Here is a 23,896-nt window from a genome sequence, read left to right as displayed (position 1 = left end):
GAGTCGACCAGCGAGGTGCCAATTGACGGCTCCGCGGCAGGCGCGTCGGCGAAGTTCACGGTCGCGCCCGCGTTGAGCGTGGTCTGGCGCTCTTCCTCGACGGCCGAGAAGATCTGGCAGAGGGTGTCGCCCTCGTACCGCTGGCTCTGGAAGAAGCCGAGGTTCGTGATCACGGGCGGGGTGCCCGACACCGCGACCGACACGTCGCCCGCGTCCGCGCGCGTTACGCACAGCGTGATGTCGGCGGGGAGATCCGCGTCCTCATCGACCACGAGCACGCCCGCGGTCAGAGTCGCGGGGCCCTCGCACACGGTCGCGGTGCCGCCGGTGACGGTCAGGTCGAGCGGCATTCCGGCCAGCGTCGTCGTCACGACGACCTCCCCGTCAGCGCCCGGCGCGACGGTGGCCGACGTGCCCGTAGCGGTGAGCAATGCGTCGATGTCATCACCGATCAGCTCCAGGATGCGCGTCTGCGTCTCGGCGCTCATGTTGTTCTCGCAGAACACCAGACCCGAGGAGCGCTCGGGGTTGTCAATGCAGTGCACGAGATTCTGGCGCAGCGAGCGAGACTGCGATGTGTCATTGTTCGCGACTGTGTCGGCGGCAACTGTGCCACCTGTGCCGTTCGGCCCTGCGATGATCGGCATGTCATTCTGGATGATGTACGACTGCAGCTTCTGCTGATCCTCGGTCAGTCGGCTATCAGGATCGAGGTATTCAAGCCCGGGGAGCACCACTCCGCTACGCTCAAGCTCGCCGTTCTCGTTCGTCCATCCGCAGGTCGACGCGCGGTCGTAGGTGCAGTACATCCACGACGAGACCGGGCCGCCGACCTCCTCGACGTAACGGGTCGCGCACAGCGGGTTAGACGAGTACTGCGAACCGCTCGATGTCCAGCCGCTGCGACCGTTGTTGTTGTACAGGATGACCGGCTTGCCGTCGTTGTAGTCCGCAAGTCGCTGCCCGAACACGCTCAGCAGGTTGCCCACCGGGCCCCCGTCGGCGTCGGCGGCCGGGTTCCCGACAGTGTTCTCACAGAGCGGCGCGTCGAATGGCACAGCGACCGGTGTCGGTGGGGCGTCAGCCTGGGCGCTGGCTGTAACCGCCACGGGAGCGACGAGCGCGCCGAGTGCGAGCAGGCCGGCGCCGAGCCACCTCCCCATGCGGAGCAGCTGTTGTTTGGTCTCGGATTTCATCGTGAGTGAGCTCCCTCTACATCATTCGGTACTTGCACCATGCAGGATCACGTTGTGATCGACGCATTCCCCCTAATAGAAGGAGAGTGGATCGGCGTGCAAAAGTGACGCGACTGGCCGATAAATCTCCTTCAGCCACCAGTTTGATTTCCAACTTGGGTGTCCTGCCCATTTTCCGCAGCAAATGACCCCCACGTAGGGGTGCTTCTATGCGTTTTCGGTGGTGAGTGCCCGACCTCGTGCCTCGTGCCTCGCGCCCGGAGAAGAACCGCGGATCTCAGCACAATCGGCCGATATGTATCGCTTCGCCCGCCTCCTCCGAGGAAAGAGGCGAAGCGAGCGGCGCACGCTGCCGTGACTACGGGGTGACGCGGGCTCAGGGCGTCTCGACCCAGGCGCAGCTCATCCCGCCGTCCCAGGTCATGCCGACGAGGGTCCAGCCGGGGAAATCCTCTCCGTATACCGGCCACGCCTGCAGGGGGAAGATCCCGACGCTGTTCCCTTCGGTCACCTCCGGGAACGCGGTATCGGGCCCTGCGTACATCTGACCGGTGTACGGGTCCGCATGATTGTCGGCGGAGATCGGGCACAGTCCGCCGAAACCTCCGACGGGGGCGGTCTGCACGGGCCACCACTCTTCCGCATCATGGATATCGAGGACGGATACGGTGCGGGTCCGTTCGTCGGTGCCCACGTCCGCGCAGGAGAGGGTCATCTCTTCGCTGAAGTACCGGCGCGATTCGTGGATCACCACGCCGCCTTCGTCGGCCGCGGTCACCGAGTGGATCGCCGTGCCGCACCTGGCCATGTTCGCCACCGGCAGCCTGACCTGATCGGGGCCGCCGTCGGTGGCGATCCAGAGATACCACTGCTCGTTGAAGCCGTTGCCGTCGAGCATCGTCAACTGCACCGCCGCGTCGATGCGGTCGTCCCCGTTGAGTTCGCTGAGCACTACCTCACCGACGGTGTACTCGATCGATTCGTCCGTCGCCTTCCCGTCGACCATCTCGATCTGCATGCTCTCCGGGTGGTTGCCGCCCGGCATGAAGCTCCAGGTGAGGTTGCCGAAGTCGGTCTCCTCGAGTCCCGCAGCCGGGGCGGATTCCGGATCGGCAGCCGGTTCCTGGTCGGCAGTCTGCTCCTCGACTCCGGAGCCGTCTGTGTCGGGTGGGGCGGTCGCTGTGCCGCAGCCGACGAGGATCCCAGTGGTGACGAGGAGCGCAGCCAGCGCCGGAAGGCTTGCGAGTCTGCGGCTGGGCGCGGCGATGTCGGGGGTCATGGCGCCCACGTTACGTTCAGAGGGCTTTGAACGGTGCGGAATGTGACCCAATCGGGATCTTGCGGATCGGTGAGGGCAGGTACTCGATTCGGGTCCAGGGAAGCGTCAGCGGAGTTCGATCGGCACGTCCGAGCCGCCCTCGCGCGTGAGACGGGCGCCCATCTGCACCAGCTGCGCCTCGGGCGAGAATCCTCCCGCGAACAGCGCCTGCCCCTGGGTGAACGACGGGGCCCGCTCGAGCAGATCCTGCGGCGCGAAGCCGAAGATCTGCCCGAGTTCGGCGAGATCCCGCGCGGAGCTCATCTTCATGAGCGCGAGGTTGTCGCACTGCGAGATGACATTGGGGTGGAGCTTCGACGGCCGCTGCGTCGACAGCAGCAGCCAGATGCCGTACTTGCGGCCCTCGGCCGCGATCTGGATGATCCGTTCGGCGAGCAGTCGCTCGAGCGGCGTCGCCGCGTCGGGCGAGCAGAGGTTGTGCGCCTCGTCGATCACCACGAGGCGACCCACCCGCTCTTCGCGCTGCGCCCAGAGACGGTCGAGCACGGCGAGCGCCGCCGTGCGCATCTGCTCGGCTGAGGCGAAACGGCCCAGGTCGACCACGGTCGCATCGGCCCGGTCGTTGATCACGTCGGTCACGTCGCGCTCGCCGTAGGCCCAGAGATCCCACTCCGAGATGCCGAGGTTCTCGAGCAGCATCGCGATGCGATCCCGCGAGGGATCCCCGCTCTCGCGCAGCCACTCGACGAGGGGACGATCGAGATGGTTGAGCAGGTCGGCCTCGGCGCGCAGCACCGCGTTGAAGTCCTGGGCGTCGCGCACCGGATCCATCTGCAGCACCGCCGCGCGCGACCGCACCTCCATATCGAGGAAGCGCACGCGCAGGCGGTCACCCTCGCCATCGCGCGGGGGCGCCGAGTGCAGGACCCGGATGTCGCGCTGCGCGAGTTCCGCGGCGGACTCCGGGGGAGCGTCATCGCGCATGCTTCCCAGCTGCACGAAGTCGGAGTTCGGGTCGAGCACGACGATCGGCAGCCTGGTGTGCAGCAGCACCTGCTCGAGCAGCACGCCCAGAGCATAGGTCTTGCCGGAGCCGCTCTGCCCGCACCAGAAGGTGTGGCGGTTGAGTCGGGGTGCGCGCAGGAGCGCTGCGTCGCCGGTGGCGGTGATGGTGCCGGCGTCGAGGCGGGTTCCGATGGGCATTTCTGCAGACATGGGCCTATCCTACGAGCGGCTCGGTAGGAGGCGCAGCGTTCGGTCGATCCATCTGCGCCAGGGCCAGGATCTGCTCTCCGTCGCGGATCATCGCTGCGTCGCCGGCACGGCCTCGTCCGCTGGCCGCCGCACCAGCTCCGTCACGAGCAGTGCCGCGAGCACCGCGATCAGCGTCCCTATGACACCGCCCGTCGTGATCGGCCGGCTCAGGAAGAGCACGAGCACGCCGATCCCGACCGTCGCGAAGATGATCGCCGAGCGCCAGCGCTCGACGGTCCGGCCGAAGGCGCCGGTGCCGATCCCGCGCCGATCCGCCGCGGTGCGAACCGCGGAGAATCCGCTCTCGGCGGCACCGCGAACCGCGCGCGCCGGGCGAGAGGCTCCCGTGAGCCAGCCTCCGGTTGCGATGAAGAGGCTCAGCACGACGAGCGCCAGCAGCGTCGAGGAGATGAGCAGCGTCAGTTGATCGAAGAGCACGTGCGCGGTCGCGGCGGGCATCACCGAGGGGCTCACCGTTCCCACGAAAAACTGCTTGCCGATTCCGAGCCCCGCTGCGAGCAACAGGAACGAGGCCGCGAGCCCGATGCCCGCCCAGGCGATGGAGCGGGTGCGATTGCGCGCGACCGCGATCCCCGCGACGAGCAGCGCGAGCACGCCCCACGGCAGCCAGTAGCCCGCCGTCACCGCGACCTGGTAGAGCGTTCGCACGAGCACCAGCGAGTCGGCGGTGAGGATCGGGATGGCCCGGTCGATCTCGGGGATGCCCGAGGCGAAGCCGAGCCCCTGCTGCACGAGCACCTGCTTGACCTCGCGGATCACCGTGTCGAGCTGGAGCGAGAGCGTGCCGTCGTCCGAGAGCTGGAGCGCCGCGTTGGGGTCGCTCTGAATCACGGCGATGGCGCGGCTGTGCGTCTCGCGCAGCGCGAGCTCCCAGAGCTGAGCGAACTGGGGCGACGCCACGACGCGCTCGACTCCGGTGCCGAGGAGGGACCGGATGCCCTCCGCGGCGGGGCCCTCGAGCAGCGAGATCGCAGCGAGTGAGCGAGGCGGCAGATCGAGCTCGGCGATGCCCCCGAAGACGTCTCCGACCATTCCGTCGATGTCGATGTTCTGCTCGATGCCGTCCACCACCTGATCGGTCACGAACGACTGCACCTCGGGCTGCTCCGCGAGCGGGGCGAAGGTCTGCACGAAGCGGTCCGTGTCGACGAGCTGCAGCCGGGCCCAGGTGCCGAGCACCGCGACGGGCGCGAGGATGACGCTCACGAGCACGAGGATCAGGGCCAGTGCGGTGCGGGCGCGACCCCGGTTGCGCGCGCCGCTGCCTCGGCCTCCTGGATGCGCGGCGGCTTCCCGCAGCTCGCGGTTCCGGGCCTCGAGCTCGGCCACGTACGCCTGCAGGGCTTCGATGTCGTGCTGGTTCTGCAAGGCGGCTCCGCTCGTCATTCCTGCTCCGCGAGGAAGGCCCGATAGTCCCGCAGCGAGAGCGCCGCGTACGCGTAGCCCCACTCGAGCAGCGCCTCGCCCAGCCTGTTCCCGCCGCCCACGTAGCCGCTCGCGACCGCGGCATCGCGCGACTGGCAGTGGGCCCGGGCGAGCGTCACCGCGCAGGCCTGCGCGTACGCCGTGAAGGGCTCGTCATCGATCGTCTCGGCTTCGATCCCGCCCTTCATGTCGTGGAACTGCCGCACGTAGAGATCGACGTCGTCCCCGCGCAGGTATCCGAGGAAGGGGTCGGAGAGCGACTGCAGCATCCGTTGCAGCGCCACGACGCGTCCTCCCTCTCCGTGCTGCGCCACGTGGGACTGCAGTTCGAGCGGCTGCGCGATACCGCCGTACTGCTCGAGCACACTGCGCACGGCCTGCTTCGCCTGCATGATGAGGGCGCTGCCGTCGCCGTCCTGCAGCAGGGCGAGCGAGCAGCGGGTGCCTACGCTGCCGACGCCGACCACGCGGCGCGCGACGTCGCTGAGCACGTAGTGGCGCATCAGCTGGCGCACATCTGCGTTCGCGCTCATGAGATATCGCCTCAGGTATCCGCGCGCCTGCTCCTCGACCTCGGGCTCCGCCTTCGTCATGGTGGGCGCACGCTCGACGAAGACGAGTCGGCCTCCCTCACCGGTCTCGGTCAGCTTGCGCGCCGCACGCTCGCCGGTGCGCTTGCGGGCGTGTTTGATGGCGGTTCGCAGCACCTGCTGCGAGGCCGGATCGCGCTGTTCCAGGCCGGCCTCGGGGTCGAAGTGCGCGAAGTACCTGGTGGTGGGGCTCGCCAGGACGCCGGCCCTGAGCGCTCGGGCGTAGGCGCGCACCGCTCGCAGCACCGCGTCGCGGATGCGGTCCTCATCCCGGCTGCTCGCCTGGCCCGCGATCACGACGCTCGCCACCAGCCGCTTGAGATCCCACTCCCAGGGCGCCCACGCCGCCTCGTCGAAGTCGTTGAGATCGAACACGAGCATGCGCTGCGGCGAGGCGTAGAAGCCGAAGTTGGAGATGTGGGCGTCGCCGCACGACGGCACGATCACGCCGCCGTGCGGGCCGGCGGCGAGATCGGCGGCCATGATCGCCGCGGTGCCGCGGTAGAAGGCGAAGGGGCTCTGCGACATGCGCTCCACCCGCAGCGGGATGAGATGCTGCAGCCGCGAGCGGTTCTGCTCGGAGAGTATGCCCAGCGGGTCGCGGTCCGCTGCGATCGGCAGCTCGGCCTGCGCGCGTCGGGGCACCCGGGCGCGCAGTTCGCGGCCGATCGCCAGGCGCTCGGAGGTGCTCTCGGGGAGGTGCCGGTCGCCGAACGGATCGGGGGCCGCCTGCAGCGACGACGACGATGTCGTGGGGGTCATGGGCATCATTGTCGCACGGGCCTCGGACACCGCCGGGCCGGCGCCTCCGGGAGGGCGGCCGAGCCCGGCCCCGGTACACTGATGCACCATGAGGCGAGTCGCAGTCGTCGTGCTGGAAGGGGCGAAACCCCTCGACGTCGGCATCCCCGCGCAGATGTTCACCACGCGCGCCAGCATGCCGTACTCGGTCGACGTCTGCGGGGTGCACCCCGGGCTCATCGCCGGCGGCGACGGGCTGTCCTACCACGTCGAGCACGGCCTCGAGGCGCTCGATGAGGCCGACCTCATCTTCGTCCCCGGATACCGGTATCCGGATCGCGAGCGCCCCCCGGAGGCGCTCACCGCGGCACTGCTGCGCGCCCACGAGCGCGGGGCGCGGCTCGCCGCGATCTCGACCGGCGCCTTCGCGCTGGCCGAGACGGGACTGCTCGACGGACGCCGGGCTACGACGCACTGGCACTACGCGCGGAGCCTCGCGGAGCGCTACCCCCGGGTGCAGGTCGACGACCGGGTGCTGTTCGTCGACGAGGGATCGGTGCTCACCTCGGCCGGAGCGGCATCGGGCATCGACCTCTGCCTGCACATCCTGCGCAAGGAGGCCGGCATGGCGGTCGCGAACCACGCGGCGCGGCGCCTCGTCGCGGCGCCGTACCGCAGCGGCGGCCAGGCGCAGTACGTGCCCCAGAGCGTGCCCGAATCGCACGGCGAGCGCTTCACCCGCACGCGGGACTGGGCGCTGCGCCGCCTCGGCGAGCCGCTCACGATCGAGCGGCTGGCGGGGCACGCGAGCGTCTCGCCGCGCACCTTCTCCCGCCGGTTCCGCGACGAGACCGGCTATACGCCGATGCAGTGGATCATGCGGGCCCGCGTCGATCGAGCCCGCGAGCTGCTCGAGGAGACGGACCTCGCGATCGAGGAGATCGCCGCGACCGTCGGGCTCGGCACGGCGACCAACCTGCGGCGCTACTTCCGGCGAGTGCTCGGCACGACGCCGACCGAGTACCGCCGCACCTTCTCGGAGTCCTGAGAAGCGAGCGCGCGATCTTGGCCTTATCCATTCGAACTATGGCATTACAGCCACTGTTCTTGCGCGCGGGAGTGCGACAGTCTGGACTCAGATACCTCTGAACGCGCTTCTGAAAGGGAACCTGAATTCATGACCGGTCGTGTAGCAATCAATGGCTTCGGACGAATCGGGCGCGGCGTGCTCCGCGCCCTGCTCTCGCAGGAGAGCGAACTCGAGGTCGTGGCGATCAACGATCTCACCGATGGCGCCACTCTCGCCCACCTGCTGGAGTGGGACAGCGTCTACGGGCGGCTCGGGCGGGACATCTCCTTCGCCGACGGGGAGTTGCGCGTCGACGACCACCGCATCAAGGTGTTCGCCTCCGCCGATCCCGCGCAGCTGCCGTGGGGCGAGCTCGGCGTCGACGTCGTGCTCGAATCGACGGGGCGCTTCACCAAGGCCGAGGGGGCCCGCAAGCACATCGAGGCGGGTGCCCGGCGCGTGCTCATCAGCGCCCCGGCGACCGGTGCGGATCTCACCGTCGTCTACGGCGTCAACGACGACCTCTACGATCCCGAGAAGGACTTCATCGTCTCGAACGCATCGTGCACCACGAACGCGTTCGCCCCGCTTGCGGACGTGCTCGACAAGCTCGCCGGTGTCGAACACGGGTTCATGACCACCGTGCACGCCTACACGCAGGATCAGAACCTCATCGACGGGCCGCACAGCGACCCGCGTCGTGCCCGGGCGGCCGCCCTGAACATCGTGCCGACCACGACGGGAGCGGCGAAGGCGATCGGGCTCGTGCTGCCGCAGCTCGACGGCAAGCTCGAGGGAACCTCGATCCGCGTGCCCGTGCCCGTCGGATCCATCGTCGAGCTCAACGCGACCGTGTCGCGCGAGGTGACCCTCGACGAGGTGCTCTCGGCGTACCGCAACGCCGCCGCGGAGGGCCCGCTCAAGGGTGTACTGCAGTACTCCGAGGATCCGCTGGTCTCGTCCGACATCGTCGGAAACCCGTACTCGTCGATCTTCGACTCAGACCTGACCCAGGTCGACGGCCGTTACGTGAAGGTCGTCGCCTGGTACGACAACGAGTGGGGATTCTCCAACCGCGCGGCGCAGATGCTCGCGAAGCTCGCGGCCTGACCCCCCGGCAGCCCGACTCCGCCGCGCGTTCTTCTACGCGCGGCGGAGTTTTGCTATCAGCGCGACGAGGGCGCGCCAGCCGAGCAGGAAGGCCCCCAGCGTGATCGTGGCGACGATCACGAAGGGCAGCGCGGTGCCCGCACCCGTGAGCGCGCGCAGCAGCATGCCGATGGCCACGGTGCCGGCCCAGATCGGGATGCCGGAGCGCACGACGGCGAACGGGCGCTTCCACACCGTCGCCGCGATCCACATGATCGCGAGCCCCGCGAGGAACGGCCACGCGGTCTCGAGCAGCCCGCCCAGAGTCGCGGCGCGCGCGTGCTCGTTGCGGCCGAGGCCTGCGAACAGGCCCACGAGCAGCGCGTCGCACGCCACCGCGAGTGCGATCGACGCCGGGCGTGCGCCGCGGGCGGTCTCGGGAGCCACGTCAGCGCCCCAGTGAGGCGGCGATCGTCTCGCGCACCGCGTCGTGCAGGGCGCCGTTCGTCGCGAGCGAGCTGCCGTTCCAGGCGCTCTCGGAGCCGTCGATATCGGTGAAGCGGCCGCCCGCCTCGCGCACGATCGGCACGAGAGCGGCGAGGTCGTACGCCTTCACGTCGAACTCCGCGACGATGTCGACGAGCCCCTCGGCCAGCAGCATGTACGACCACATGTCGCCGTAGGCGCGATCCCGCCAGACCGCTCGCGTGAGCGCGATGAGCGGGTCGAGATAGCCGGCGAGATCCCACTGCTCGATGCTCTGGAAGCTGAGCGAGGCGTGCTCGAGCTCGCGCACGCCCGACACCCGCAGCCGGCGCGGATCCTCGCCGACCCGTCGACCCCACGAACCGCCATCGGTCTCGGCCCACCAGCGCGCGCCGAAGGCCGGAGCCGACACCACGCCGACGGAGGGCGTGCCGTCGATCTCGAGCGCGATGAGCGTGGCCCAGTTGGGAACCCCACGCAGGAAGTTGGCGGTGCCGTCGATGGGATCGACGATCCAGCGGCGCGAGCCGCGATCCTCGCGACCCGATTCCTCTCCGAAGAAGCCGTCCTCCGGACGATCCGCCTCGATGCGAGCGCGGATGGCGGCCTCGACGGCGCGATCGGCGTCGGTGACGAAGGTGCGATCGGGCTTGGTCTCGATCGCGAGATCGGCCGAGTGGAAGCGGGGGAGTGAGATCGAATCGGCGAGGTCGGCGAGTTCGAGCGCGAACGCGAGGTCTGCGGAGTGGGCGGGGAGCTGCTGGGTCATCGGTCTCGGCTTCCTGGGCTGGAACTGAACCGGAGGTGAACGGAACCTCCGGGTACGCGAAAGGCCCGACACGTTGTGCCGGGCCTTCCGAGATGCGTGCGCCCTCACGGGCTCGAACCGTGGACCCGCTGATTAAGAGTCAGCTGCTCTACCAACTGAGCTAAAGGCGCCTGCTGCTCGCTGAGCAACGAGGAATACTCTAACACGGCTCGGCTCGGCAGTAAAAATCGACTCGCGCTGCTCGGGCGTGGCGCGCCGGTCCGGGCGGGATCGCGCCGCCCGGACCGCCCGCTCACCGTCGCCGGCGAACGAGCAGCGCCGAGGCGACGGCCACGGCGAGCAGCGAGCCGGCCATCACGGCCAGACGGGCGGTGTCCGCGTCGGCGGGGTCCGAGAAGCTCAGCTCGGTGACGAGCAGCGACACCGTGAACCCGACCCCGGCCAGCGCGCCGACCCCGATGAGCTCGCGCCAGCGCACCGCCGGGTCGAGCCGGGCCCGTGTGAAGCGCGTCAGCAGCCAGGTGATGAGCGAGATGCCGAGCGGCTTGCCGAGCACGAGGCCCGCCACGATCCCGAATGCGATCGGGTCGAACGGGAAGCGCGAGTCGCCGCCGACGGCGACGCCCGCCGCGAAGAAGGCGAACACCGGCACGGCGATGCCGCTCGAGAGCGGGCGGAAGCGGTGCTCGAAGATCTCGGCGAGCTGCGTGCCGTCCCTGCCGGAGACCGGCACGGTGAACGCCAGCAGCACGCCCGCGATCGTGGCGTGGATGCCCGACGCGTGGAACAGGGCCCACGCGACGACGCCGATGGGCAGCAGGACGAGCCACGGCGCCCACGAGGAACGCGCGAGTTGCGGGGCGAACCGCCGCGCGACGAGCGCGTAGAGCGCGATCACCGCCAGAGCGGCCGCGAGCGCCCAGATCTCGATCCCGCTCGTGTAGAAGATCGCGATGATGGTGATCGCGATGAGATCGTCGACCACCGCGAGGGTGAGCAGGAACATGCGCAGGGCCGGCGGGATGCGCGGTGCGATGAGGCCGAGCACCGCGACGGCGAAGGCGATGTCGGTGGCGGTGGGGATGGCCCAGCCGTGGACGTCGGGGGTTCCGGCGGTGAAGGCGACGTAGATGAGTGCGGGGATCGCGACCCCGCCGAAGGCCGCCGCGACCGGGACGATCGCGGTGGAGAAGCGGCGGAGCGCACCCGAGACGAACTCGCGCTTGAGCTCGAGCCCGACCATGAAGAAGAAGATCGCGAGCAGTCCGTCGGAGGCCCAGTGGCCCACACTGAGATCGAGGTGCAGCGACTCGGGGCCGATTCGGGCGTCCCGGAGCGAGAAGTAGCCGGCGGCGAGCGGGCTGTTGGCCGCGACGAAGCCCGCGAGCGCCGCCGCCATGACGAGGATGCCCCCGGGCAGTTCAGCGCGCAGCAGCCGGCTGACGCGGGCGGCCTCGCGTTTGTTGACGAGTGCGAGGATGCGGCGGGGCCTGCTGCGCTGGGCGGGAGGAACGGACATGGCGGCCTTTCGGGGTCGGTCGACTCGAATTGCCGACCAGACTTCCCGGCTCACCGGGATACAGCCTATCGACTTTTGCGCGACCCTACTTCGCTCGCCGCTCCGATGAGAAGTCGTCGTCCTGCTCCTGCATGGCGACGCTCGCGACCGCGAGTGCCAGGCCCGCGAGCCATACGCCCCAGACGAGGATCCGCCGCCAGTCCTTGCGCATGGACTGCGTGCGACGTGCTGTGGTGGCGGCGCCCAGGGCTGCACCGATGACGCCGGGGTTGGTGACGTACTTGCCGATCGACATGCCGACAGCCTAGCGGGTGAGACTCACGCGGGGGAGGGGTGGCACCGCTGCTTCCGATCGGCTAGGGCGGCCGTGCCAGAACCGCCGGAGCATGAGTGAGGGCTTAGACTGGAGCGTATGTCAGAGATCGATATGAAGCCGCGGAGCCGCGACGTCACCGATGGGATCGAGAAGGCCGCGGCGAGGGGCATGCTCCGCGCCGTCGGCATGGGAGACGAGGACTGGGATAAGCCCCAGATCGGCATTGCGAGCTCGTGGAACGAGATCACGCCGTGCAACCTCAGCCTCGACCGCCTGGCGCAGGGCGCCAAGGAGGGCGTGCACTCCGGCGGCGGCTATCCGCTGCAGTTCGGCACCATCTCGGTCTCCGACGGCATCTCGATGGGCCACGAGGGCATGCACTTCTCGCTCGTCTCGCGTGAGGTCATCGCCGACTCCGTCGAGACCGTGGTGATGGCCGAGCGGCTCGACGGCACCGTGGTGCTCGCCGGCTGCGACAAGTCGCTGCCCGGCATGCTCATGGCGGCGGCCCGGCTCGATCTCGCCTCCGTCTTCCTGTACGCGGGATCCATCGCGCCCGGCTGGGTGAAGCTCACCGACGGCACCCAGAAAGAGGTCACGATCATCGACGCCTTCGAGGCGGTCGGCGCGTGCAAGGCCGGAACGATGAGCGAGGAGGACCTCAAGCGCATCGAGTGCGCGATCGCTCCCGGCGAGGGCGCCTGCGGCGGCATGTACACCGCCAACACCATGGCCTCGATCGCGGAAGCCCTCGGCATGAGCCTGCCGGGCTCGGCCGCACCGCCCAGCGCTGATCGACGCCGGGACTACTTCGCCCATCGCTCGGGCGAAGCGGTCGTGAATATGATCCGTCTGGGCATCACCGCCCGCGACATCATGACGAAGAAGGCCTTCGAGAACGCCATCGCGCTGCTGATGGCCTACGGCGGCTCCACCAACGCGGTGCTGCACCTGCTCGCCATCGCCCGCGAGGCCGAGGTCGACCTGACCCTCGACGACTTCAACCGCATCGGCGCGAAGGTGCCGCACCTCGCAGACATGAAGCCGTTCGGCAAGTACGTGATGGCCGACATCGACCGCCACGGCGGCGTGCCCGTCGTGCTCAAGGCGCTGCTCGATGCGGGCCTGCTGCACGGCGATGCGCTCACCGTCACGGGCAAGACGATGGCGGAGAACCTGGCCGAGCTCGACCCCGACCCGCTCGACGGCGAGGTCGTGCACCAGCTCGACGACCCGATCCACGCGACGGGCGGGCTCACGGTCCTGCACGGCTCTCTCGCGCCCGAGGGCGCCGTGGTGAAGACCGCGGGCTTCGACGCCGAGCTGTTCGAGGGGCCGGCGCGGGTGTTCGACCGCGAGCGCGCCGCGATGGACGCCCTCACCGAGGGCGCGATCTCCAAGGGCGACATCGTGGTGATCCGGTACGAGGGTCCGAAGGGCGGACCCGGTATGCGCGAGATGCTCGCCATCACGGCGGCCATCAAGGGCGCCGGGCTCGGAAAAGATGTACTACTATTGACGGACGGACGATTCTCGGGCGGCACAACCGGCCTCTGCATCGGCCACATCGCACCTGAGGCGACGGACGGAGGTCCGGTCGCCCTGGTCCGCGACGGAGACCTGATTCGGGTCGACATCGCTGCACAAACGCTCGATCTGCTGGTAGATCCCGCTGAGCTCGAGGCCCGACGAGAAAGCTGGGCCCCGCTTCCCCCGCGATACACGCGCGGTGTTCTGGCGAAGTACGCGAAGCTCGTGCGGTCGGCCTCTGAAGGGGCCGTCACCGGTTAGCCCTCACACGGTCCGAAATCGGCCGGATCCCTCGCTGCCGCGAGGATCCCGCCGGTGCGACACCCGCCCGGGTTCCTCCGCGAATCGTCAGGATCCCGCCGCCATCGCCCGATACCTCTATTGAGAAAGCAAGCAATGACCTCGGAATCGAGTGCAATTCCCTCACCAGCCACCGCGGCTCCGCGCGGCGAGCGGATGACCGGCGCCCAGGCTGTCGTGCGCAGCCTCGAAGCGCTCGGCGTCAGCGACGTCTTCGGCCTGCCCGGCGGAGCTGTGCTGCCCCTCTACGACAGTCTCATGGACGCGGATACGCTGCGCCACGTGCTGGTGCGCCACGAACAGGGCGGCGGCCACGCCGCGGAGGGCTTCGCGGCCGCCGGCGGCAAGGTCGGTGTCTGCATCGCCACCTCGGGCCCCGGAGCCACGAACCTCGTCACGGCGATCGCCGACGCCTACATGGACTCGGTGCCGCTGCTCGCGATCACCGGCCAGGTGTTCTCGCACCTCATGGGCACGGACGCCTTCCAGGAGGCGGACATCGTGGGCATCACCATGCCCATCACCAAGCACTCCTTCCTCGTGAAGCGCCCCGAGGAGGTTCCCGCAGCGATCGCGGCGGCCTACCACCTCGCCTCGACAGGTCGCCCGGGCCCCGTGCTCGTCGACATCACGAAGGACGCGCAGGAGGGCGAGTTCGACTTCGTGTGGGATCCCCGCGTCGAGCTCGCCGGCTATCGCCCCATCACCAAGGCCAACAGCAAGCAGATCCAGGCTGCTGCAGACCTCATCGCTGCGGCCGAGCGCCCCGTGTTCTACGTGGGCGGCGGTGTCGGCCGCGCCGGAGCCTCCGAGGAGCTCCTGCAGCTCGCCGAGCTCGTGGGCGCACCGGTCGTGACCACGCTCATGGCGCGCGGCGTGTTCCCGGACTCCCACCCGCAGCACCTCGGCATGCCGGGCATGCACGGTACGGTGCCCGCGGTGCTCGCGCTGCAGGAGTCCGACCTGCTGATCACGCTCGGTGCTCGCTTCGACGACCGGGTCACCGGCAAGGCCGCGCTCTTCGCGCCCGACGCGAAGGTGATCCACGCCGACATCGACCCCGCCGAGATCGGCAAGATCCGCTCGGCCGACGTGCCCATCGTGGGCGATGCCGCCGACGTGATCTCCGATCTCATCGCGGCCGTCTCCACGGCCAAGGTCAGCCGGGAGTTCGCGGACATCACCCCCTGGTGGGATCGCCTGCGCCTGCTGCAGGAGAAGTTCCCGCTCGGCTACCAGGAGAACAGCGACGGGCTGCTCGCGCCGCAGTACGTGATCCAGCGCATCGGCGAGCTGACCGGCCCCGAGGGCGTGTACGCCGCCGGCGTGGGGCAGCACCAGATGTGGGCCGCCCAGTTCATCAAGTACGAGCGCCCCAACGCGTGGCTCAACTCGGGCGGCGCCGGCACGATGGGCTACGCCGTTCCCGCCGCGATGGGAGCCAAGGTCGCCGAGCCCGACCGCACGGTGTGGGCGATCGACGGCGACGGCTGCTTCCAGATGACGAACCAGGAGCTCGCCACCTGCGTGGTGAACAACATCCCCATCAAGGTGGCGGTGATCAACAACTCCTCGCTGGGCATGGTGCGTCAGTGGCAGACCCTCATCTACAACGGTCGCTACTCCAACACCGAGCTCAACACCGGGCACGGCTCGCAGCGCGTGCCCGACTTCGTGAAGCTGGGGGAGGCCTACGGCTGCCTCGCGCTGCGCGTGGAGCGCGAGGATCAGGTCGACGACGCGATCAAGCTGGCGCTCGAGACGAACGATCGCCCCGTCGTCATCGACTTCGTGGTGAGCGCCGACGCGATGGTGTGGCCCATGGTGCGCCAGGGCACCTCCAACAGCGATATCCAGTACGCCCTCGAGCACAGCCCCGAGTGGGGGGAGGAGTAATCATGAGCCGCCACGTACTCAGCCTCCTCGTCGAGGACAAGCCGGGTCTGCTGACCCGTGTCGCCGGGCTCTTCGCCCGCCGCGGCTTCAACATCGAGTCGCTCGCCGTCGGGCCGACCGAGATGCGCGGACTGTCACGCATCACGGTGGTCGTGGACGAGGACGAGGTGCTGCTGGAGCAGGTCACCAAGCAGCTCAACAAGCTCGTCAACGTGATCAAGATCGTGGAGCTCGACGAGTCCACCTCGGTGCAGCGCGAGCACGTGCTCATCAAGGTGCGCGCCGACAACCAGTCGCGCTCGCACGTGCTCGAGGCCGTCACCCTCTTCCGCGCTCGCGTGGTCGACGTCGTGCCCGACGCCCTCACCATCGAGGTGACCGGCGACAGCGGCAAGATCGATGCCTTCCTCAAGGTGCTCGAGCAGTACGGCATCAAGGAGATCGCGCAGTCGGGCCTCATCGCCATGGGGCGCGGCTCCAAGTCGATCACCGAGCGCGTCTTCAAGAATTGACGGCCGGCGAAGCCAGCCGTCATCCTGCGGCCGCGAAGCGGATCGCAGGATCCACAACTGAACAGTCATCCTGCGCGAGCGAAGCGAGTCGCAGGATCTCGATCCAGAACATAACCGAACAAGAATCAGATGAGATTCTGCGACTTCGCGCAGAATGACGTCTTAGAACCACACAACACAAGGAGAACCCAGTGGCAGAGATGTACTACGACGCCGACGCCGACCTCTCGATCATCCAGGGCAAGAAGGTGGCCGTTGTCGGCTACGGCTCCCAGGGTCACGCGCACGCCATGAACCTGCGCGATTCGGGTGTCGAGGTCGTCATCGCGCTCAAGGAGGGCTCGAAGTCGATCCAGAAGGCCGAAGAGGCCGGCTTCGAGGTCAAGACCGTGGCCGACGCGGCCGAGTGGGCCGACCTCATCATGATCCTCGCGCCTGATCAGCACCAGCGCTCGATCTACAACGAGTCGATCAAGAACAAGCTGACCCCGGGCAAGACCCTCGCCTTCGCCCACGGCTTCAACATCCGCTTCGGCTACATCGAGGCGCCCGAGGGCGTCGACGTGATCCTCGTCGCCCCCAAGGCCCCGGGCCACACGGTGCGTCGCGAGTTCGAGGCCGGCCGCGGCATCCCGGACATCATCGCCGTCGAGGTCGACGCCTCGGGCACCGCCTGGGACACCGCGATCTCCTACGCAAAGGCCATCGGCGGCACCCGCGCCGGTGTCATCAAGACCACCTTCACCGAGGAGACCGAGACCGATCTCTTCGGCGAGCAGGCCGTGCTCTGCGGCGGCACCTCGCAGCTCGTGCAGTACGGCTTCGAGACGCTCACCGAGGCCGGCTACCAGCCCGAGATCGCCTACTTCGAGGTGCTGCACGAGCTGAAGCTGATCGTCGACCTCATGTGGGAGGGCGGCATCGCCAAGCAGCGCTGGTCGGTCTCCGACACCGCCGAGTACGGCGACTACGTGTCGGGCCCGCGCGTCATCGACGCCAGCGTCAAGGAGAACATGCAGGCCGTGCTCGCCGACATCCAGTCGGGTGCGTTCGCGAAGCGCTTCATCGAGGATCAGGACAACGGCGGCAAGGAGTTCATCGAGCTCCGCACCAAGGCCGAGCAGCACCCGATCGAGACCACCGGCCGCGAGCTGCGCAAGCTCTTCGCCTGGAAGCAGACCGACGAGGACTACGTCGACGGTTCGGCCGCGCGCTGAGATCGGTTCGACGGTGGTGCCGTCGACGTAGTCGATAGGTCTGTGTCTTCTGCTGAAGACCGCGAGCGGTCTTCACGGGTCGACGGTTCGGCCGCGCGCTGAGATCGGTTCGACGGTGGTGCCGTCGACGTAGTCGGGAGGTCTGTGTCTTCTGCTGAAGACCGCGAGCGGTCTTCACGAGTCGACGGCAGCGCCGCGCACTGATCGAAGCATCGCCTGACGAGAAGGCGCCCGGGGTTCATCCCCGGGCGCCTTTTGCGTGCCCGGAACCCGGTTGCGACGTTGCTATTCAGTGATACTATGTACTGGTAGTAAGTGTCAGTGAGTAGTGGAGGCTCTCGGCGTGAGCAAGCAGATGACGGAGATGCTCAAGGGCGTGCTGGAGGGCGTCGTCCTGGCGCTCCTCGCGGTGCGCCCGGCATACGGCTACGAGATCACCGCGGGTCTGCGCGAGCGGGGGTTCGCCGATATCGCGGAGGGCACGGTCTACGCGCTGCTCGTGCGGATCGAGCAGCGCGGCATGGTCGACGTGGAGAAGGTGCCCTCGGAGAAGGGGCCTCCGCGCAAGGTCTACACGCTCAATGTGCGGGGCCGCGACCGGCTCCGGGAGTTCTGGACGAGCTGGGACTTCCTCGCCGAACGAATCGAAGAGCTCCGCGGAGAGGGAGGATGAAGATGCCTGCAGCATGGATCGAGAAGGTCACGGGATCGCTCGAGCAGAAGAAGCAGTACAAGCAGTACAAGGCGCGCGTGAAGGCGCTGCCCGAGAGCTACCGGGTCTCGGTGGAGGCGCTGGATCGCTACCTGATGACGTTCGGCGGCATCACCTCCGGCGACACGCTCGTGGCGATGCTCGAGGACCTCATCGAACTCTTCGAGCAGAGCGCGGCGAGCGGCACGGCGATCCGGGACATCGTGGGCGAGGATCCGGTGGAGTTCGCCGAGACGTTCCTCGAGAACTACTCGGAGGATCGGTGGATCAGCAAGGAGCGCCGCCGGCTGACGGCCGCCATCGAGCGAGCCGTCTCGATCGAAGAGGCCCCCTGATGTCGGAGCCATCGGGGAGCGACCCCGCGATACGGGTGAGCGGACTGCAGAAGTCGTTCAAGGACCTGCACGTGCTGCGGGGCATCGACCTCGAGGTGGAGCGGGGCGGCATCCTCGCGCTGCTCGGTTCGAACGGAGCGGGCAAGACGACGCTGGTGCGGATCCTCTCGACCCTGCTGCGCGCCGACGGCGGTTCCGCAGAGGTGAACGGATACGATGTCGCCGCGGAGGCCCCGCGCGTGCGCGAGTCGATCAGCCTCACCGGGCAGTTCGCCGCGGTCGACGAGACGCTCAGCGGCCGGGAGAACCTCGTGATGGTCGCACGGCTCAGGCATCAGGACGATCCCCGCACGATCGCGGACGAGCTGCTCGCCCGCTTTTCGCTCACCGACTCCGGGGCGCGGAGGGCCGCCACCTACTCGGGAGGCATGCGCCGTCGCCTGGACATCGCCATGAGCCTCATCGGCGATCCCGCCGTGATCTTCCTCGACGAGCCGACGACGGGCCTCGACCCGCAGGCGCGCGTCGAGGTCTGGCGGGCTGTCGCCGAGCTCGCCCGGGGCGGCACGACGGTGCTGCTCACCACGCAGTATCTCGAGGAGGCCGAGCATCTCGCCGACCGCATCGCGATCCTGCACCGGGGCCGTATCATCGCCGACGGCACGCTCGACGAGCTCGAGCGGCTGCTGCCGCCCGCGAAGATCGAATACGTGGAGAAGCGCCCCACCCTGGAGGAGATCTTCCTCTCGATCGTCGGGGCCGATGGAGGGAGCGCCTCATGACCGCGCACGTTCTCGGCGACACGGCGGTGCTCACGGGCCGGTCTCTGCGCCACGTCCTGCGCAGTCCGGACACCATCATCACCACGGCCATCATGCCGATCGCCTTGCTGCTGCTGTTCGTCTACGTGTTCGGCGGCGCCATCGACACCGGGCAGGGGGCGGGAAGCGGAGGCTACGTGGACTACCTGCTGCCGGGGATCCTGCTCATCACGGTCGCCTCCGGCATCGCGTACACCGCGTTCCGGCTCTTCACCGACATGCAGAGCGGCATCGTCGAGCGGTTCCGATCCATGCCGATCGCCCGCTCCAGCGTGCTGTGGGCGCACGTGCTCACCTCGCTCGTCGCGATCCTCGTGTCGCTCGTGGTCGTCACCGGAGTCGCCCTCCTCATGGGATTCAGGTCGAGCGCCGGGGTGCTCGCGTGGCTCGCGGTGGTGGGCATCCTCGTCCTGTTCACGCTCGCTCTGACGTGGATCGCAGTGATCCCGGGTCTCACCGCGAAGACCGTCGACGGGGCGAGCGCGTTCTCCTATCCGCTGATCTTCCTGCCGTTCCTCAGCTCCGCGTTCGTGCCCACGGGCTCCATGCCCGGACCGGTGCGATGGTTCGCCGAGCATCAGCCGGTGACGGCGATCGTCGAGTCGATCCGCCGACTGCTCGCGGGGCAGCCGGCCGATGCGGGCATCTGGATCGCGCTCGCCTGGTGCATCGGCATCCTGCTCATCGCCTACGCGATCGCGATGGCGATCTACCGGCGCAAGGCGCTCTAGCGCGGTCAGCGCGGGGTGTGGCCCCGAGATCCCGATTCTTGTCGCAGAGGCTCCCCGAAGGCGGCGGAAATCGGGATCTCGGAGAAGAGGAGCGGGTGAAGCGGCGGCGGGATCACGTGCGGCGCTTGGTGCGCGCGGTGGCCTCCGCGGTCCACGGATCCTCGGGCCACGGGTGCTTCGGGTAGCGACCTCGCATCTCGCGGCGCACCTGCTGGTAGGGGCCGTTCCAGAACGACGAGAGGTCGTCGGTGACGGCGAGCGGTCGACGCGCGGGGGAGAGCAGGTGGAAGAGGATCGGCACCCGGCCGTCGACCAGCCGAGGCGTGCGAGCGAGGCCGAAGAGCTCCTGCAGCTTCACCGCGACCACGGGGCGGCCTGCGGGATCGGCATCGCCGTCGTTGCTGCCGCGCGGGGCCGGGTAGTCGATCCGCACGGTCGATCCGGAGGGCACCGCGAGGCGCTCGGGCGCGAGCTCGTCCAGGCGCGCCGCCTCGGGCCACGGCAGCATGCGGCGCAGGGCCGCGGCCGTGTCGACGCGGTGCAGAGACGCATCGGGTCGCAGCCGCGCGAGATCCGGTCCGAGCCAGTCCTCGATTCCGCGCAGCAGCGCTTCCTCGTCCATCGCGGGCCACGGATCGCCGAGCTCTCGATGCAGCAGCGCGAGGCGCGCGCGCAGCGCCGACCCGGAATCCGACCACTCCAGCGCAGCGAGGCCCGACTCTCGCAGGTGGGCGGCGAAGGCCGGACCGGTATCGTCGCCGGTCGGGGCCAACGGCGTCGAGGCGAGGAGGACGGCGCCGAGCCGGCGCTCCTCCCGCACGCGTACGCGGCCCTCTTCGATGCGCGACGAGCGCACGCGGGCGACGAGCGCGTCTCCGATCCTCAGCGCGTCGTCCGCGGAGAGGGGCGCGGCGAGTCGGATCACCGCGCCTGTTCCGTCGGCGATGCGCCCCTCGGCGCGCTGCACCTCCCGCACCGCGATCCACTCGCTTCCGAGGAGCGCGCTGCCCTCGGGCAGGGCCGCGCGCGTACCGCTCGCGAGGAGGTACGCGCGGGATCCCTCGCCGACCCGGCGTGCGATCCACTCGGGGCGGGCCAGAGCTACGACGATGCCGGGGAGGTCGCCGCGCGGTCCGCCGGTCGTGGCGCGTGCGGCGGCGTCCGTCCCACCGGTTGAGCGGAGTGCGTTGTGCCCTGTCCCGCCGGTTGAGCGGAGCGCAGCGGAGTCGAAACCCGGGGTGCCCGGCCCCCCGACCTCCCTCGCCCCGCTTGCGCGCGACACCTGCTCGCCCGCGATGCGTTCGAGCCGCCGGCTCTCGCGGCGCCAGCGCTCCGCCCCCGGTGCACGGCCGGAGCGCAGCTCGCGCAGCAGCCGCGGCAGGTCGGCGCCCGGGTCGCGATGGTCGTCGGAGACCGCTGCGACGACCTCCGCGACCGACCGGGCATCGCCCAGCTCGGCGGCGCCCTGGAGCAGTGCGCGAGCCTCTCGGACGCCCACGGGCAGCCGTGAGACCCGAGTGCCCAGCGGGGTGGGGCGGCCGGCGTCGTCGATCAGCTGCAGTGCGTGCAGCACGGCCACGGCCTCTCGCATGGCCGGGGCCGGAGGGGGCGTCGGCAGGGCGAGCCCCGCTCCTCCCGGCGTGCCCCATGCGGCGAGCAGCAGCGCCGCGTCGGTGAGATCGGCGGAGGCGATCTCGGGGGCAGACTCGGCCGGCATACGGGCGAAGTCGGTCTCCGAGTAGACGCGCACCGCGCGCCCCGGCGCCTGGCGCGCCGCGCGCCCGGCCCGCTGCTCGGCGCTGGCCCGCGAAGCGCTCACCGTGACGAGCCCGGTCATGCTCCGCGCGCGATCGCGCCGCACCTCGCGCGAGAGACCGGAGTCGATCACCAGACGCACGCCCGGCACCGTGAGGGAGCTCTCGGTGAGCGCGGTGCTCACCACGATCCGCGGAGGATCCCCGGCCCCTCGTCCCCGCACCGCGCGATCCTGCTCGCGCGCCGGGATCCGGCCGTGCAGGGGGAGCACTTCGACTCGCTGACGCTCGCTCAGCACAGGCACTTCGACTCGCTGGCGCTCGCTCAGCACAGGCACGTCGACTCGCTGGCGCTCGCTCAGCACAGGCACGTCGACTCGCTGGCGCTCGCGCAGCAGCCGGACCACCTCGTCCACCTCCCGCGCACCCGGAACGAACACGAGCGCGTCGCACCCCTCGGCCCGCTGGGCAGCGGCGGCGACGGCCGCCAGATGCGCCAGATACTCCCGGGTCACCCCGCGCCGGTCGAGGCGCGCGCCGTCGAACGGGGCGTAGTCGACCTGCAGCGGATGCAGCGCCGACGGGATCCCGACGACCGGTGCGGTGCCCGATCCCGAGCCGCCGCCGGCCGATCCGAGCAGCTCCGCGATGCGATCGGCGTCGAGCGTGGCGGACATCGCGACGACCAGGAGGTCGTCCCGCAGTGCACGAAGCTCCGCGACCATGCCGAGCAGCAGGTCGCCGTCGACCGAGCGCTCGTGCACCTCGTCGAGGATGACCGCCCCGACACCCTCGAGCGACGGATCGGCGAGCAGACGGCGCAGCAGCACGCCCGGAGTGAGCGCCTCGATGCGGGTGTCCGAGCCGGTGCGCCGCTCACCGCGCACCGTGAACCCGACCGGGCCGCCCAGCGCGCTCCCATCGAGCTCCGCGATGCGCGTCGCCGCGGCCCGCACGGCGACGCGCCGCGGCTGTGTGAGCAGCACCCGATCCGGTCCGTCCCCGCGCTCCGCGAGGAGGTTCGCCACGAGCGGCGGCACGAAGGTGGTCTTGCCGGTGCCGGGCGGCGCGGTGACGACCATGGCGCCCGATTCCGCAGCGCGGCGCAGCTGCTCGCACTCCTCCGCGACGACGAGGCCCGCGCCGATGCGGTCGAGGTCGAAGCGGGGCGGGGTCACACGACCATCCTAGGAGCGGGCGCTTCGCCCCGCGTGCCCGCCCGTCCGTCCGCGGGGGCCGCGATTACCCTTCGGCCTGCGAGCGGAGGTGCCTCGCGTGAGCCTTGGCGAGCTCCTTCGCGCGATCCCGGGCCTTGTGCAGCGCCGCCTCCTGGCGCTCCAGCTCGCGCACGCGCTGCTGGGTGCGCTTGCGCAGCTCCACGTGCGCGCGCAGCTCCGCCTCCGCCGCCTCGTAGATCTCCTGCGGGGAGAGCTCGGGGACGGGCGGCGCGCCCTCCGGCTGCTCGGGCATTCCCGCAAGCGTGGCCTCGAGGCCGGTGAGCAGCACGTCGGTGGAGAACTCGAGGATCGCGTCGGCGTCCTCCTGCACCGGCTCGGCCGATGGAACGGAAGGCCGGGCAGGGCCTGCGCCGCCTCCGGACGGGTCATCGCCGAAGTAGCTGCCGTTGCGCACGAGGGGTGCGACGTGGGGGAAGAGCGCCGGCGTCACGGCCTCCTCGATGAGGGCCCGTGTCGCCGCGTTCATCTCGCTCCCGGCGAGCACCTCGCGCTCCACCGCGGCGTGCCCGCGCGCGAACGCGGAGAGGAGGATGAGTACCGCGAGCTTCGTCTGAGCCGGTGCCGGGAAGCCGCGCATGGCGCGCAGGCCGAGGTCCGCGGCGCGCAGCTGGCCGGGCATCAGGTGGATGTCGGGGCTGAGCGGGATGTCGAGCACCCAGGGGTGCCTGCGGTACATCCCGAGAAGTTCGCCCAGGAAGGCGCGCATCTCGGCCCGCCAGTCCTCCGCGTCGACCGTCAGGGGCTCCGCGCCCAAGGCGGCATCGAGCATCAGTCGATACAGCTCGTCCTTGGTCGCCACGTAGCGGTAGAGCGCCATGGTGCTGAACTCGAAGGCCTGCGCGACCCGCTGCATCGTGACCGCTGCGAGCCCCTCGGCGTCCGCGATCCCGATCGCGGCGTCGACGATGCGCTCGAGCGTGAGCTCGCGTTTAGGGCCGCGCTGGGGGGCCGCCGCGAGCCCCCATGCGAGCGCGAGCGTGCGCGATACCTCTGCTTCGTCCATGTGCTCCTCCTCGCGTCCACCGTATTCGATCATAACTGTGTGACACATCTACTGTTTATGGTGCATACTGTTTATGAACAAAGCTGTTGCGAT

The 23,896-nt window shown here is 69.5% G+C and carries 21 protein-coding genes and 1 tRNA gene; 10 read left to right on the top strand and 12 right to left on the bottom strand.

All coding sequences use genetic code 11. The annotated features are described in order from the left end of the window. The 5 genes from AMS65_RS08145 to AMS65_RS08125 all read right to left on the bottom strand — a co-directional run. A partial coding sequence (locus AMS65_RS08145) for a hypothetical protein (protein WP_053383640.1) occupies positions 1-1,196 on the bottom strand: 1,196 nt, incomplete at its 3' end. A 376-nt stretch (positions 1,197-1,572) separates the two neighbouring features. After that, the gene (locus AMS65_RS08140; protein ID WP_053383639.1) at positions 1,573-2,475 is read right to left on the bottom strand and encodes a hypothetical protein; all 903 of its coding nucleotides are present in this window, start codon (positions 2,473-2,475) and stop codon (positions 1,573-1,575) included. Between the two features lie 105 nt (positions 2,476-2,580). Further along, positions 2,581-3,690 carry an ATP-binding protein gene (locus tag AMS65_RS08135; protein ID WP_053383638.1) on the bottom strand — a complete coding sequence of 370 codons (1,110 nt, stop codon included), beginning with the start codon at positions 3,688-3,690 and terminating at the stop codon, positions 2,581-2,583. 87 nt (positions 3,691-3,777) lie between these two features. After that, positions 3,778-5,136: a hypothetical protein gene (locus AMS65_RS08130; protein WP_053383637.1), complete on the bottom strand. Its 1,359-nt coding sequence runs from the start codon at positions 5,134-5,136 to the stop codon at positions 3,778-3,780. Further along, positions 5,133-6,527 (bottom strand): DUF2252 domain-containing protein, encoded by a 1,395-nt coding sequence (locus AMS65_RS08125; RefSeq protein WP_083451561.1) that lies wholly within the window; start codon positions 6,525-6,527, stop codon positions 5,133-5,135. Before AMS65_RS08125 ends, AMS65_RS08130 begins: the two co-directional genes overlap by 4 nt. Before the next feature lie 88 nt (positions 6,528-6,615). Here AMS65_RS08125 and AMS65_RS08120 point away from each other — a divergent pair, with 88 nt between their 5' ends. Both AMS65_RS08120 and gap read left to right on the top strand, forming a co-directional pair. Beyond that, positions 6,616-7,554 (top strand): GlxA family transcriptional regulator, encoded by a 939-nt coding sequence (locus AMS65_RS08120; protein ID WP_053383636.1) that lies wholly within the window; start codon positions 6,616-6,618, stop codon positions 7,552-7,554. Between the two features lie 129 nt (positions 7,555-7,683). Beyond that, on the top strand, positions 7,684-8,685 hold the full coding sequence (gap, locus tag AMS65_RS08115; RefSeq protein ID WP_053383635.1) for a type I glyceraldehyde-3-phosphate dehydrogenase: 1,002 nt from the start codon (positions 7,684-7,686) through the stop codon (positions 8,683-8,685). A gap of 33 nt (positions 8,686-8,718) precedes the next feature. Here the strand turns inward: gap and AMS65_RS08110 are convergent, their stop codons facing one another. The 5 genes from AMS65_RS08110 to AMS65_RS08090 all read right to left on the bottom strand — a co-directional run bounded on the left by AMS65_RS08110 (position 8,719) and on the right by AMS65_RS08090 (position 11,733). After that, on the bottom strand, positions 8,719-9,111 hold the full coding sequence (locus tag AMS65_RS08110; protein ID WP_053383634.1) for a DUF3054 domain-containing protein: 393 nt from the start codon (positions 9,109-9,111) through the stop codon (positions 8,719-8,721). A 1-nt stretch (position 9,112) separates the two neighbouring features. Continuing rightward, positions 9,113-9,919 carry an inositol monophosphatase family protein gene (locus AMS65_RS08105; protein WP_053383633.1) on the bottom strand — a complete coding sequence of 269 codons (807 nt, stop codon included), beginning with the start codon at positions 9,917-9,919 and terminating at the stop codon, positions 9,113-9,115. 97 nt (positions 9,920-10,016) lie between these two features. Then, a tRNA-Lys gene (locus AMS65_RS08100) sits at positions 10,017-10,089 on the bottom strand. Between the two features lie 122 nt (positions 10,090-10,211). Further along, positions 10,212-11,438: a Na+/H+ antiporter NhaA gene (gene nhaA / locus AMS65_RS08095; RefSeq protein WP_053383632.1), complete on the bottom strand. Its 1,227-nt coding sequence runs from the start codon at positions 11,436-11,438 to the stop codon at positions 10,212-10,214. An 85-nt stretch (positions 11,439-11,523) separates the two neighbouring features. After that, positions 11,524-11,733 carry a hypothetical protein gene (locus AMS65_RS08090; RefSeq protein WP_053383631.1) on the bottom strand — a complete coding sequence of 70 codons (210 nt, stop codon included), beginning with the start codon at positions 11,731-11,733 and terminating at the stop codon, positions 11,524-11,526. Between the two features lie 117 nt (positions 11,734-11,850). Here AMS65_RS08090 and ilvD point away from each other — a divergent pair, with 117 nt between their 5' ends. From ilvD to AMS65_RS08050, 8 genes are all read left to right on the top strand, one after another. After that, entirely contained in the window at positions 11,851-13,545 is a 1,695-nt protein-coding gene (gene ilvD / locus AMS65_RS08085; protein WP_053383630.1) for a dihydroxy-acid dehydratase, read from the top strand. 195 nt (positions 13,546-13,740) lie between these two features. Next, positions 13,741-15,480 (top strand): acetolactate synthase large subunit, encoded by a 1,740-nt coding sequence (locus AMS65_RS08080; protein WP_394324721.1) that lies wholly within the window; start codon positions 13,741-13,743, stop codon positions 15,478-15,480. Between the two features lie 2 nt (positions 15,481-15,482). Then, positions 15,483-15,992, top strand: coding sequence for an acetolactate synthase small subunit (ilvN, locus tag AMS65_RS08075; protein WP_053383628.1), 510 nt, complete (start codon positions 15,483-15,485; stop codon positions 15,990-15,992). 200 nt (positions 15,993-16,192) lie between these two features. Beyond that, positions 16,193-17,209, top strand: a complete 1,017-nt coding sequence (gene ilvC / locus AMS65_RS08070) for a ketol-acid reductoisomerase (protein WP_394324722.1) — start codon at positions 16,193-16,195, stop codon at positions 17,207-17,209. A 343-nt stretch (positions 17,210-17,552) separates the two neighbouring features. Next, positions 17,553-17,882 carry a PadR family transcriptional regulator gene (locus AMS65_RS08065; RefSeq protein WP_053383685.1) on the top strand — a complete coding sequence of 110 codons (330 nt, stop codon included), beginning with the start codon at positions 17,553-17,555 and terminating at the stop codon, positions 17,880-17,882. A 2-nt stretch (positions 17,883-17,884) separates the two neighbouring features. Then, positions 17,885-18,256: a DUF1048 domain-containing protein gene (locus tag AMS65_RS08060; protein ID WP_053383626.1), complete on the top strand. Its 372-nt coding sequence runs from the start codon at positions 17,885-17,887 to the stop codon at positions 18,254-18,256. After that, positions 18,256-19,038 carry an ABC transporter ATP-binding protein gene (locus tag AMS65_RS08055; protein WP_053383625.1) on the top strand — a complete coding sequence of 261 codons (783 nt, stop codon included), beginning with the start codon at positions 18,256-18,258 and terminating at the stop codon, positions 19,036-19,038. The genes AMS65_RS08060 and AMS65_RS08055 overlap by 1 nt, the downstream gene beginning before the upstream one ends. Beyond that, entirely contained in the window at positions 19,035-19,808 is a 774-nt protein-coding gene (locus AMS65_RS08050) for an ABC transporter permease (protein WP_053383624.1), read from the top strand. Before AMS65_RS08055 ends, AMS65_RS08050 begins: the two co-directional genes overlap by 4 nt. Before the next feature lie 112 nt (positions 19,809-19,920). Here the strand turns inward: AMS65_RS08050 and AMS65_RS08045 are convergent, their stop codons facing one another. Both AMS65_RS08045 and AMS65_RS08040 read right to left on the bottom strand, forming a co-directional pair. Then, on the bottom strand, positions 19,921-22,740 hold the full coding sequence (locus AMS65_RS08045; RefSeq protein ID WP_053383623.1) for an ATP-dependent RNA helicase: 2,820 nt from the start codon (positions 22,738-22,740) through the stop codon (positions 19,921-19,923). 64 nt (positions 22,741-22,804) lie between these two features. Beyond that, positions 22,805-23,803, bottom strand: a complete 999-nt coding sequence (locus AMS65_RS08040; RefSeq protein WP_053383622.1) for a TetR/AcrR family transcriptional regulator — start codon at positions 23,801-23,803, stop codon at positions 22,805-22,807. Positions 23,804-23,896 lie beyond the last annotated feature (93 nt).

Source organism: Leucobacter celer subsp. astrifaciens, from assembly GCF_001273835.1.
In the GTDB taxonomy this organism is placed as follows: Bacteria; Actinomycetota; Actinomycetes; order Actinomycetales; family Microbacteriaceae; genus Leucobacter; species Leucobacter celer.
The sequence above is the reverse complement of the archived record's forward strand: the minus strand, read 5'-3'. Positions and strand labels throughout refer to the sequence as shown.